We start from the raw sequence: 14,188 nt of genomic DNA, 5'->3' as shown, positions 1-14,188 counted from the left end.
ATGCAAGCAAATCAAGCCAACTCGGGCGCCATTGCCATCATCGGCCTTGCCGGCCGTTTTCCGGGAGCGAATTCGGTCAGCGAATTCTGGGACAATCTGGTTGCCGGCCGCGACGCGTTGCGGCATTACACTCAGGACGAAGTGCAGCAGGGCATCGCCGCGCACGACGCCGCCTCGATTCCCTACGTCCGCAAGCAAGTGGCCGGCGGTTCCTGGGTGGCCGCCGGTTATTACCTGGACGACGTCGATAAATTCGACGCCGGTTTTTTCGGCTATACCCCGGCCGAAGCCGAACTGCTCGATCCGCAGCAGCGCCTGTTCCTGGAGTGCGCCTGGGCGGCGCTGGAAGACGCCGGTTACATCCCGGACGACTGCCCCGGCACGGTCGGCGTCTATGCCGGCACCGCCTTGTCGCGCTATTTTTTCAATAACATTTTCCCGAACCGCGACATCATGTTCGCGTCGTCCAAGGACTTGATCGCCGGCATCGGCAACGAGCCGGATTACATCACCAACCGCACCGCATACAAGCTGAACCTGACCGGGCCGTCGATCACGGTGCAAACCGCCTGTTCGACCTCTCTGGTCGCGATCCACCTGGCCTGCCGGGCCTTGCGCGCCGGCGAATGCGACTCGGCGCTGGCCGGCGGCGCCCTGGCGACCGTGCCGGGCGGCCTGGGCTACCAATACCAGGAAGGCAGCATGGCTTCGCCGGACGGCTTGTTGCGTACCTTCGACGCCAAAGCCGAGGGCACCGTGTTCAGCGAAGGCGGTGTCGGCATCGTCGTATTGAAACGCCTCGAAGATGCGTTGGCCGACCACGACCGGGTTTATGCGGTGATCCGCGGTACTGCGGTAACCAACGACGGTGCGTTCAAGGCCGGTTATACCGCGCCGGGTATCGACGGCCAGATGCATGTGATCGAGCGGGCCTTGGCCGATGCCGGGGTCGATCCGGACCAGATTAGCTATGTCGAAGCCCACGGCACCTCGACGCCGCTGGGCGATCCGATCGAGATTACCGCGTTGGCGCGGGCCTGGCGCAAGCATACCGAACGCACCGGCTATTGCGCGCTGGGCTCGCTGAAAACCAATGTCGGCCATCTGGCACCGGTGGCCGGCGTCGCCTCGGTGATCAAGACCGCCCTGGCCTTGTGGCACCGCACGCTGCCGCCCAGCCTGCATTTCGGCACGCCGAATCCGCGCATCGATTTTGCCAACAGCCCGTTCTTCGTAAACGACACTCTGCGCGACTGGGATTGCGCCGGTACCCGTTACGCCGCGGTCAGCTCGTTCGGCATCGGCGGCACCAATGCCCATGCCATCATGGAAGAAGCGCCGCCGCAGCCGGTCACCCGTTCCGGCGCAAAATTGCGCAGCTTCGTGTTGTCGGCCAAATCTTCCAAGGCCTTGAGCCGGGCCGCGGCAAATCTGGACGATTTCTTGCGCCGCCAACCCGGCGTCGATTTGGACGACGTGGCTTTTACCTTGCAAGAGGGCCGCAAAGCCTTTCCGGTACGCGCCGCCGTCGCTGCCGATAGTTTGGAAGCCTTGCAGCAGGGGTTGGCCGCGATTCGCGACAATCCCTCCAAAACCAAAGCGCTGCCGGCCGACGCCAAGAAAGTATTCCTGTTCACCGGCCAGGGCAGCCAGTATCTGACCATGGGGCGCGGGCTTTACCAAAATCTGCCGGTATTCCGCCAGGTATTCGACGATTGTTGCGACCAGCTGCGCAGCCATTTGGGGCTGGATTTGCGCGATTTCGTGCTGGCCGCCGATCCGACCGATGCGGCGCTCACTGAACAACTGGGGCAGACCCGCTTGGCACAGCCGATGCTGTTCGCCTTCGAATACGCGCTGGCGAAACAGATGCAGGCGCTCGGCATCGAGCCGGACGCGATGATCGGCCACAGTCTGGGCGAATACGTCGCAGCCTGCCTGGCCGAGGTGTTCGAGCTGGACGCGGCCTTGCGGCTGGTGGCTTTGCGCGGCGCGCTTATGCAAGCCATGCCGTCCGGGGCCATGCTGTCGGTGTCGCTGGACGAAACCGCGGTAGCGGCCTATGTCGGCGGCGAGGTCAGCCTGGCCGCGGTCAACAGTCCGAATGCCTGCGTGTTGTCCGGACCGCACGCCGCGATCGCGGCGGTACGCGAGCGGCTGGAAGTGGCCGGCGCCGCCTGCCGGCCGTTGCTGACTTCGCACGCCTTCCACTCGGCGATGATGCAGCCGATGATCGCCGATTTTACCGCCGCGGTGCGGCAGGCGGCGCCCAAGCCGCCGAGCCGGCCCTACGTCTCCAACCTGACCGGCGACTGGATGGCCGCCGCCGACGCCTGCGACCCGGACTACTGGGCCCGGCATTTGCTCGGTTGCGTCCGCTTCCGCCAGGGTATGGCCACCTTATTGGCCGGCGGCGGCAGTTATTTCATCGAAATCGGCCCCGGCAACGTGTTGAGCACCTTCGCCAGACACGCGATCAATGCCGCCAAAGCGGCGGCGGCCGTGGTGCAAACCGTGCGCCATCCCAAGGAAACCAAGCCCGATGCGCTGGTATTGCGCCAGGCGCTGGGCGATTTGTGGGCGGCCGGGCTGGAGCTGGATTGGGAACGGATCGATAGCGATAACCAGGGACGGCGGATTTCGCTGCCGACCTATCCGTTCGCCCGCGAGCGCCACTGGCTGGAACCGCCGCAAGCCGGCGCCGCCGGCACGGAAAACCCGGCGCAACGTCTGGCCGATCCGGCGCAATGGTTTTACGCGCCGTCGTGGAAACGCCAGCCCGGCCGCCTGCCGGACATAGGAGATTGGTCCGGCGAGCGGGTGTTGATCGTCGCCGAGCGTAACGGATTCAGCCGGGCCCTGGCCGAGCGGATCGAGGCGGCCGGCGGCAGCGCGGTGATTGTCGCGCCGGGCGCCGGCTTCGCCGACGACGGCGAAAGCGGCTACAGCCTGAATATCGGCGACGCCGCCGACTTCGAACGGTTGGCGGCGGTGTTCGCCGAGGCTCAGCCGACCGCAATCGTGCATGCGCTGTGCGCCACACCGCGCTCCGCGGCCGGACTCGACAGCGAGGACTATTGGCTGGAGCGCAGCTTTCACAGTCTGGTGTTTCTGGCGCAGCAGTTTTCGGCCGAGGCCGGCGACCGCCGCCTGCCGTTGCTGACGCTGTCCAGCGAAATCCACGACGTGTTGCCGGCCGAGCCGGTCAACCCGCTGAAGGCGGCGTTGCTTGGCGTGCATCTGTGCCTGGGCCACGAATACCGCAAATTCCTGAGCCGCAATCTGGATTTCAGCCCGGACGATCTGGTCGGCGCCGCTGCCATCGCCGTCAGCGCCGACCGCGCTGTCGGCGAACTGGCGCGGCTGCGCGGCGAAACCAAACCGCTGCTGGCGCCGGCCGACCATTTCGCCGCCTGCCGCCACGGTTACCGTTGGGCGGCGCACTACGAACCGACCCGGATCGACCCGGCGCCGCTGGATTTCACCGCCGACGGCGCCTATCTGGTGACCGGCGGTCTGGGCGGGCTGGGTCTGGCCGTGGCCGACTACATGGCCGCCCGCGGCGCCAAGCACATCGTCCTGCTCGGCCGCTCGGCCTTGCCGCCGAAAGCCGAATGGCCGCGTTGGCTGGCCGAACACGAGGCGCAGGACCGGACCACCGATCGCATCCGCAAACTGGCGGCGATCGAAGCCCGCGGCGCCGAAGTGGAAATCTGCCAAGGCGACGTGGTCGACGCCGAGCGTATGACCGAACTGGTTGCGGCGTTGCTGGACAAATACGGCCGGATCGCCGGGGTGGTGCATTCGGCCGGGGTGGCCGGCGGCGGCTTGATCCAACTGAAAACCCGCGATGCGGCCGAAGCCGTATTGCGGCCCAAAGTGCGCGGCATTCTGGCCTTGCAGCAGGCGTTCCGCGCCGCCGATACCGAGCCGGGCTTCATCGTGCTGTTTTCGTCCTTGTTTGCCGTGATCGGCGGTATCGGCCAAGTCGATTATTCCGCCGCCAACAACGTGCTGGACGCCTATGCCCGCGCCGGTTTCGGCACCAGCAAGGTGGTGTCGTTGAACTTCGGCGGCTGGCGCGAGACCGGCATGGCGGTCGATGCCGGCTTATATGCCCGGCGCGAACTGCCGCCGCTGCCGGCCGGCAAGACGCTGGCTCATCCTTATCTGCACTCGTGCCAGGAAAAATCGGCGCAACACGCCAGCTACACGGCCTGGCTGCGCGAACCGGACCACTGGGCGCTGCTCGAACACCGGATCGAAGGTGTGGCGACGATGCCCGGTACCGGCCTGGTGGAAATGGTGCGGGCGGCGTTCCAGGATTACCGCGGCTCCGAACAGGTCGCGATCGATAATTTGTATTTCTTCCGGCCGTTGATGGTGCCGGCTCTGGACATGGCCGAAGTGCATTGCGACTTTAACGCGTTGCCGGGCGGCGGCTACGGCTTCGAGGTCTACACCCGCGAAGCCGGGGTCAAGGCGCCGCTGCTGGCCGGCGATATTTACGCCGCCGAGCTGGCGGTGGCCCGGATCGACCCGCAGGCATTGGCGGCAAGTTGCGCCGGCGAGGTGCTGGATTTCAGCGACGGCCGGCCGCAGGCGGTGCAGGACGATTCCGGCTTCCTCAGCCTGGGGCCGCGCTGGCAAGTGCTAAGCCAGATTCGCTGCGGCGGCGACCATCTGTTGGGCCGTTTGCAGTTGCCGGCCGCTTTTGCCGACGACCTGAATCAGTTCATGCTGCATCCCAGCCTGTTGGACATGGCCAGCGGTCCGATCACCGGCCATCTGTTGCGGCGGCTGGATTTGGATATCGACGGCGAGTACCTGCCGTTCGGTTATGGCCGGCTGACGATCGCCGCGCCGCTACCGGCCGAATTTCTCAGTCACGTTTGTTTCCGCGGCCTGAGCGGCGACCGCGAATCGCTCAGTTTCGATATTGCCTTGTACGACATGGCCGGGCAGCGCCTGGCCCAAATCGACGAATTCACCTTGAAGAAAGTGCCGGCCGGCGCTTTTGCCTTGCCGCCGGCCACCGCCGCCGATAGTCATGGCGAGGACGATAGCTTGTCCACCGCCGAAGGCCTGGAGATCTTCCAACGGGCGTTGGCCTCTGCCGCCTCGCCGCAGTGGGTGATCAGCCCGCAGCCGCTGGATGCCTTGCTGGAACGGATGCAGGCGCAACGTGCCGCCGAGGAAGCCGGAACAACGGCTGCCAAGCCGAAACTGCAGCGCGAGGACGCCGATGCCGCGCCGCCGACCAATCCCACCGAAGAAATCCTGGTCGGCATCATGGAGGGCGTGTTGGGCATCGAACCGGTCGGCATCCACGACAATTTCTTCGACATGGGGGTGGACTCGGTGATGGGGATACAAGTCGTGTCGCAAGCCAAGCGCTTCGGCTTGACCGTGAAACCCAACCAGTTGTTCGAACACCAGACCGTTGCCGCGTTGGCGGCCGCGATCGGTGCTTCGGCGCCGGCGGCGGCCGAACCGGCCTGGCTGACTTTCGGTCAGCGCGAATTGCTGGCGGCCGGCCGGGGTTGGGACAGCCTGCAGCTGGAACTGCCTGTTGCAGTCACTACCGACGATCTGGCCGCGGCGCTGGCCGCGGTGGCGGCGGACTACCCGCTGCTGCTGGCCCGGATCGAGACTAACGGCGAGACACCGAGCTGGGCGCAGGCGGAAACCGTTGCAATTCTGGCGGCGGACGCGGCGGCGGAAGCCGGCGGCGACGCCGCGTTCCGGGTCTTAGCCGATGGCCGTTGGCTGGTGCTGCAAGCCCGGCCAGCATTGGGTCTGGATGCGGCCGGGCTGAGCCAAATCGGTGCCGCCGTGCTGGCCCGCTTGTCGGGTAGCGCCGCTGCGGCGCCGCTCGCGCCCTGGCGTCCGGCCGCCGCCGCCGATTTGGCTGCCGCCGCCGGCGAGCGCGATGCTCAGGCCGAGAGCGCCGGCTATGCCGCGGTGCCGGATCAATCCGCAGCGCTGGCAGCGACCGGCGCTTGCGCCGCCGCGGCCGAAATCCGGATCGAGGCCGACCAACTTCAGGGCCTGGAACGCCTGCGTGCCGCGTTGAATCTGGATGCCGAGGATCTGCTGCTGGCGGCATTCGCGGCCAGCATCGGCGAATGTTTTGCGCTGGAGCCGGTCGCGGTCCGCTACGCGCAAACCCATATCGTTGCCGAATCCGGCGCCGTGTTGCGCTACAGCTATCCGCTCTGTCTGGAAACGGACAGCGATGCATTGACGGCGACCACCCTGGCCAAAGCTGCCCGCAAGCAAGCGCCCAGCGCCGGTTTCGGTTTCGAATTGGCCGCTTCCGGATTGCCGTTGCCGAGCGTGCGCTTCACCTGGCTGGGCCAGTACGGCAACGGCCGGTTCGAACCGGAGGCCGTGCTGGCCGCCGGCGAAGCCTTTGCCGTCAGCGCCTGTCTGGCAGCGGACGGATTGCTGTTGCGGTTGGCTGTGGATGCCGAACAGGTAGAGCAATTGCCGCGACTAAGCACGGCGTTGGAAAGCACCGTGATTGCCTACTTGGCTGCAGCCGAACAGGCCCAGGGCCGGGGATTTACTGCCGCCGATTTCGGCGACGCCGGTTTGTCCGAAGAAGACTTCGCTACCTTGTTCCAAACCATCGAATAACGAGTTGATAGAGCCATGACCATCGATCGCGCCAACATCGCCGACATTTACAAGCTGACGCCGATTCAGGAAGGGATGTTGTTCCATTCCCTGAGCAGTCCCGACTCCGGGGTCTATGTCGAACAGTTCAGCCAAACCGTACCGTTCGACGTCGATGCCTGCCTGTGGCAGCAAGCCTGGAACCATGTGATCGCCCACCATGACATTCTGCGTAGCGGCTTTTTCTGGGAAGGCTTGGAAAAGCCGGTGCAGGTGGTGCAGCGCCAAGCCGAAATCCGGGTCGATGCCCTGGATTGGGCGGACCTGGCCGAGGCGGAACGCGAGCAAGGCCTGCAAGCGCTACGCGCCGCGGACGCCAAAGCAGGGTTCGATTTGGCCAAGGCGCCGTTGCTACGCTTGCGGGTGATTCGGACCGGGGCGGAGCAGAGCGTGTTGCTGTGGACCTACCACCACATCCTGCTCGATGGTTGGTCAGCCTTTATCGTGCTGGATCAGGCCCTGCAGGCTTACATGGCATTGGCGGACGGGCGCGAGCCGGCGTTGCCGGCCAGTGCGCCGTATAAAAATTACTTGCGCTGGCTGGGGCAACAGGACCGGACCGCGGCCGAGACTTTCTGGCGCGATTACCTGGCCGGCTTCGCTGCGCCGACGCCGCTTGGCCTGGTCGAGGGCAATCCCGACGCCGAGCCGGACTGCGACTACGCCGTGGTCCGTCGGGCGCTGGGCCAGGCGCGGGCGGAGCGTTTGCGCGAATTCGCCCGCGCCGCGCGCTTGACGCCGAATAGCGTGATTCAGGGTGCGTACGCCTATTTGCTGGCTTTGTACAGCGGCGAGGACGACGTCGTGTTCGGCTGTACCGTGTCCGGCCGGCCGCCGGAACTGGAAAACTCGCAGCACATGGTCGGGCTGTTCATCAATACGCTGCCGTTGCGGGTGCGCATCCGCGCCGCCCAGCCGGTAGCGGCATGGTTGCGGGAGTTGCAGGACGGTTTGCTGGCCTTGCGCAGCTACGAACACAGCCCGTTGGTCGAGATTCAGGCCTGGAGCCCGATCGGGCCGGGGCTGCCGTTGTTCGATTCGATGCTGGCGGTGGAATCGTTTCCGCAGTCCAGCCAGGTGCAACTGCCCGACGTTGCGGTGGCGCAAAAGACCAATTATCCATTGACGCTGGTGGTCGAACCGGCGGGCGAGATGAATATCCGCGCCATGTTCGATCCGCGCCGCTATGCGCCGGCAATCGTCGAACGTTTCCTCGACCATTGGCAAACCGTGCTGGACCAGATGCTGCTGGATGCCGAGCGGCCGCTGGCCACGCTCAGCGCGATGGCGGAAGCCGAACGCCTGCGCCAGGCGGCCTGGAACGCGACCGCGACCGATTTTCCGCGCGAGCGGGACTTGGCCGCGTTGTTCGCCGAGCGGGCGGCGTTGCACCCGGAGCGGACCGCGTTGGCAGTCGGCGACGTCCGCCTGAGTTATGCCGAACTGGACCGGCGCGCCAATAGTCTGGCCCATTTTCTGTTGGCGCAGGGTGCCTCAGCCGGCGGCCAAATCGCGCTATTGCTGGAGCCTTCGGCGGAACTAATTATTGCGATACTGGCTGTCGTCAAAACCGGCAATGCTTACGCGCCGCTCGATCCGAAGGCGCCCGCCGCCCGGTTGACCGGCATGTTGCACGACCTGAGCTTTAGCCAACTGCTCAGCCACGGCGGCCGCGGCGACGCGCTGGCGGCGGACGGGCTGCAGATTATCGATCTGGACCGGACTTGGGCGAATTGGAGCAGCCAGCCGGACACCGCGCCGGCCGTGACTGTCGATACCCGGCGGCTGTTCTACGTGATCCATACCTCCGGTTCCACCGGCAAGCCCAAAGCCGCCGGGGTCTACCACGACAGTTTCATCAACTTCATCTTGTGGTGGAACCGCGAATTCGGTTTCGGCAGCGCCGACAAATGTCTGTTGATCAATAAAATTACCTTCGATCTGGCGCAGAAAAACGTCTGGGGCGCCTTGCTCACCGGCGGCGAATTGCACCTGGCCGTCGGCGACCATTTCGATCCGGACTATGTGCGCCGCAGCGTGGCCGAGCAGGGCATTACCTGGATCAACTGTACGCCGAGCATGGGCTACGCGCTGGCCGAAGGCGAAGACGTCGATTACCGCGACTTGGCCTCGCTGCGCTACTTGCTGCTGGGCGGCGAGCCGGTGAACAAGGCCAGACTGGCGCCGTGGCTGTTGTCGGCACACAGCCGCTGCGAATTGGTCAATACCTATGGCCCGACCGAATGCACCGACCTTTGCACCACCCATCGCTTCAGCCGCGAGGAGCTAGAGCATCCGGAGTGGCCGGTCACGGTCGGCAAAAACCTGCCCAACGTGCGCATGCTGGTATTGGACCGCTTCAACAATCCGTTGCCGGCCGGCATCGCCGGCGAGGTGATGATAGGCGGCGTCTCGCTCGGCGTCGGCTATCTCAACAATCCGGGCTTGACCGCCAGCCAGTTCATTCCGCATCCGCAGCCGGAAGTTGCCGGCGAACGCTTATACCGCACCGGCGACTTGGGCTACTTCCGCGAGGACGGCAGCATCGTCGTCAAAGGCCGGGTGGATTATCAAGTCAAGGTTCGCGGCTACCGGATCGAGCTGGAGGAAATCGATACGGTATTGCGCGGCCACGCCGCGGTGCAGGACGCCGTGACCGTGGTCAGCGGCGGCGACCGCCAACAACTGGTCAGTTACCTGGTGCCGGCGGCGGCTATCGCCGAGCCGGCCGAGTTCCGCGCCGAGTTGCGGGCTTATCTGGCGCAACGCCTACCGGATTACATGGTGCCCAGCGTCTTCGTCCTGTTGGCGGCGATTCCGTTGAACGCCAACGGCAAGGCCGACCGTTCCGCGCTGCCGGTGCCGAAGGCAAGCGATGCGCTGCAGGCCGCGCTGGCGCAAGCGCCGGCCGACGCGGTGGAAGAGGCCTTGCTTGGCGTCTGGCAGAAAGTGCTGGGCCGCGACGACATCGGCGTCAACGACAATTTCTTTGCCTTGGGCGGCCATTCGTTGACGATCACTCAGGTGTTCTCCAGGATTCCGAAGCTGTTCGAGGTCAAGCTGGGCCTGTCCGAACTGTTTCAACAGCCGACCATCGCCGGGCAGGCTGCATTGATCCGCAACCGGCAAGCGGGCGGCGCGCCGGCTTATCCGGCATTGGTCCGGCAGGAACGGCCCGAACCCTTGCCGCTGTCCTACGCCCAGAGTCGGCTTTGGTTCGTGCAGGAATATGCGCCGGACAATCCAGCCTATAACGTTCCCAACGCGGTGTTCCTCGATGCGCCGGCCGATGTCGAAGCCGTGCGCCTGGTACTGGCCTGGTTGACCCGCCGCCACGAATCGCTACGCACCTGCTTCCCGGCCGCCGGCGGCGAACCGCGCCAGCAGATTTTGCCCGATTTCGAACCGCCGCTGGTCATCGACGATCTGTCGGCGTTGGCGGAGCCGGAACGCGAGCTGCGCATGGCCGAGCTGGCCACGGCGGAAGCGCAGGCGACCTTCGATTTGGCCGCCGCGCCGCCGCTACGCTATCGGCTGTTGTTGAATCCCGAAAATGCCGTGTTGTTGGCGACCTTGCACCACATCGTCACCGATGGCTGGTCCACCGATATTTTCGTGCGCGAATTTCGCCAGGCCTACGCCGCCTACCGATACGGCACGGAGCCGGATCTACCGGAACTTGCGCTGCAGTACGCCGATTATGCGTTGTGGCAACGCCAGCTTTTGACTGGCGAGCTGCGCGAAACCCAGCTGGCCTACTGGCGCGGCGAGCTGGACGGCGCGGTGCATACCATCGGCCTGCCTTACGATTTTCCGCGGCCGGCGCAACTGTCCTGGCGGGGCGGTATGGTCCGCGACCGCTACGCGCCGGAACTGGCCCAGGGCTTGAAAGCGCTGGCGGAAAAACAGGGAGCGACGCTGTTCATGGCGCTGATGGCGGCCTTCGAATTGTTGTTGTACCGCTGGTCCGGCCAGGACGATTTCGTGCTGGGTACGCCGATCGCCAACCGCCATCTCGAAGAGACCGAGCCGGTGATCGGCTTCTTCGTCAATACCTTACCGATCCGGGCCCGGATCGACGCCGGCCATAGCTTCAACGACCTGTTGGCGGCGGCGAAACAAACGGCGCAGGCCGCCTACGAACATCAGGATCTGCCATTCGAAATGCTGGTCGATGAATTGAAACCGGCGCGCAGCGCGGCCTACAACCCGTTCTTCCAGGTCTGTTTCGCGTTGCGTAACGCTTACGAGGACATGTCGCTAGTCGATAGCGACGAGTGGGTGGCGCGCTGGGATTTGTATGTGGTGTTCAACGAGCAGGACGGCCTGAGCGGGCAATGGGAATTCAGCCGCGCGCTGTTCCGCCCGGAAACCGTAGAGCGGCTGGCGCAATCGTTCGCGGTGCTGCTGCCGCAACTGGTGGCCGATCCGGACCGGGCGCTGGCCGATTACGATTTGTTGGACGGCACAGGTGCCGCCGAGATGTTGGCTTTGGGTAAAGGGCCAAACCTGGATTTGGACGGTCGCCTGTTTCCGCAGATGTTCATGCAGCAGGTGCACAACCGGCCGGAAGCTCCGGCAGTCCTGTTCCAGGATAGCGTTATCAGTTATGCCGAGTTGAATCGGCGGGCCAATCGGTTGGCTCATTTCCTGATCCGGCTGGGCGTCGGCAGCGAATTGCGGGTGGGTTTGTGTCTGGAGCGCAGCCCGGACTGGATCGTGGCGATTCTGGCGGTGTTGAAATCCGGCGCGGCCTATGTGCCGCTGGACCCGAACTATCCGGCGGACCGGCAGCAATTCATGCTGGAGGATGCCGATTGCCGCTGGTTGATCGCCCACAGCCATATCGCCGAACGCATCCCGCTACCGGCCGGTATCCGTTTGCTGGCGCTGGACGGCGAATACCTGAGGGAAGCGATCGCCCGCGAATCGGTCGAAGAACCGCAGGTCGCCGGCATGCTGCCGGAGCAGTTGGCATACGTGATCTATACCTCCGGCTCGACCGGTCGGCCGAAAGGGACCTTGATCGAACACCGCAACCTGGCGCTGGTCAGCGTGGCGTTGGCGAATCGCTTCGATTTTCGCGGCGGCAGCCGCATGTTGCAGTTCGCCTCGTTCAGTTTCGACGCCTCGGTCTGGGAATGGGCGGTGGCCTTGGCCAACGGCGGTTGCCTGTGCATGGCCGCCGACGACGTGATCAAAAGTCCGGATCGGCTCGCCGACTTTGTCGCTACCGCGACGACCAGCCACGCGCTGTTGCCGCCGTCGTTATTGGCTTATCTCGACCCGGCGAAACTGGCCTGCCTCGACCATTTGCTGGTCGGCGGCGAAGGCTACCAGCAGGCGCTGGCCGAAGCCTGGAGCCCGAACCGGCGTTTTTTCAACGCTTACGGTCCCACCGAAACCACGGTGATTTGCATGGCGGCCGATTACCGGCCGGGCGACGCCAAATTGACTTTGGGCCACGCCCTGGCCAACACCGAATTGTTCATCCTCGACGGCAAACTGCGGCCGGTGCCGCTCGGCGTGCCGGGCGAATTGTGTATCGGCGGCGGCGGTGTCTGCCGCGGCTATCTGAACCGGCCCGAATTGAACGGCGAAAAATTCATCGCCCATCCGTTCCGGCCGGAGAGCGGCGAGCGCTTGTACCGCACCGGCGACCTGGTGCGCTGGTTGGCGGACGGCACCATCGAATTCCTGGGCCGGATCGATAACCAGATCAAAATCCGCGGCTTCCGTATCGAGCTGGGCGAAATCGAAGCCCGGCTGATGGAACACGAACGGGTGCGCGACGCGCTGGTGTTGGTGCGCGATATCGATGCCGGCAACCGGCAATTGGTCGGCTACGTGCTGTGCGAAGCCGACGCCGACGGTTTGGCCGCGGAGCTGATGGCAAGGCTGCGGGAAAGCTTGCCGCATTTCATGGTGCCGATGGCGGTGATGGTATTGGTTGCCTGGCCGATGACGCCCAACGCCAAGATCGACCGCCGGGCGCTGCCGTTACCGGGCGCTGCCGACACGGCAAGCCGGGTTTGCGAACCGGCCGCAACCGAGCGCGAGCGCTGGCTGGTCGAATTGTGGCAGGAGATTCTCGGCGTCGACACGGTCGGCGTCAGTGACGACTTTTTCGAACTGGGCGGCCATTCGCTGAGCGCGACCCGGTTGATGGCGCAGGTGCGGGAGCAAAGCGGGCGTTCGATGCCGCTGAAAGACTTTTTCGTGGCGCCGACCGTGCGCAGCATGGCTGCCTATCTGGATGCGGCCGGAGCGGAAACCCAAGCGGACGCGGAAGACACCGCAATCCTGCTGCCGCCGCGGCCGGTGGATTTGGAGGCTGAATCCGCCATCGCGCTGCCGACGCCGTTGCCGCCGGCCAGCGGCAGGATGCAAAACGTATTGCTGACCGGCGTCACCGGTTTTGTCGGCGCTTATTTGCTGGAACAAATGCTGGAACGCTGGCCGGGGACCACGGTGCACTGTCTGGTACGCGCCAGTTCGGCCGAAGACGGCTTGCGTCGGATTCGCGCCAATCTGGAGGAATACGGCCTGTGGTGGGACGGCTATGTGCCGCGGATCAAAGTGGTGGTCGGCGATTTGGCCAAGCCCAACCTCGGCTTGAGCGGCGAGGCGCGCGATTACCTGGCCTCGGAAATCGACTTGATTCTGCATAACGGCTCTCATCTGAACCACGTGTTGCGCTACGGCCAACTGGCCGCGGCCAACGTCGGTTCGACCAAGGCCCTGCTGGAGTTGGCCGCCTACAACCGCTTGAAACGATTCGCCTACGTCTCAACCGGCGGCGTGTTCAACACCGAAATCTCGGGGCGGAAAGTGGACGAAGACAGCGATCTGGCCGGCGAAGGCTTTACCGATCTGGAAGGCTACAACGCCAGCAAATGGGTGGCGGAAGCGGCAGTCAGGCAAGTCGGACGGATGGGCCTGCCGATCCAGATTTTCCGTCTGGGCCGGGTGGCGGTGGACAGCCGCAGCGGTGCCGGCCGCGACGACGATTTCATCGGCTTGTATCTGCGCACCTGCATCCAGCTCGGGGTCTATCCGGATTACCCGCTGGTCGAAAAGGCGATACCGGTGGATTACGCGGCGCGGGCGATTATCGCCTTGGCCGGACAGCCCGGCGGCGGCGAAATATTCCATTTGATGGGCGAAGAAAGCTACGACTGGAGCAAATTGCTGTCCCAGCACGTGGCCGGCAGCGTCGGCCTGAAACGCATCCGCGCCGACCATTGGGTAGACCGGGTCAAGCAGGCTTCGACCGAAACCCCGCTGCCGTTCGCGCCCTACCTGTTTTATTGGGATACCGACCGCGGCGCGCCGGACAAGGGCAGTTTGCAGATCGGTCAGGCGAAAACCCTGCGCCGGCTGGCCGAACTGGATCTGCCGGCGCCGCAGATCGATCGCGCGGCCTGGCAACGTTACATCGAGCGCTTGTTCGTTAGCGAAGGCCGCGAAGTAGCCTTCAAACGCCGCGGCTGGTTTTAGCAACGCG

General features: G+C 64.8%; 2 protein-coding genes. Both read left to right on the top strand.

Features of this window, described 5'->3' with window-relative positions:
* On the top strand, positions 1–6,642 hold the full coding sequence (locus AC0IM9_RS02690; RefSeq protein WP_482802956.1) for a type I polyketide synthase: 6,642 nt from the start codon (positions 1–3) through the stop codon (positions 6,640–6,642).
* Positions 6,643–6,657: 15 nt separating this feature from the next.
* Positions 6,658–14,181, top strand: a complete 7,524-nt coding sequence (locus AC0IM9_RS02685; protein WP_482802955.1) for a non-ribosomal peptide synthetase — start codon at positions 6,658–6,660, stop codon at positions 14,179–14,181.
* Positions 14,182–14,188 lie beyond the last annotated feature (7 nt).

This window comes from Methylomonas sp. Uni0011 (genome assembly GCF_056850255.1).
Note: the sequence above shows the minus strand (reverse complement) of the source record. Positions and strands in the feature narration are given on the sequence as shown.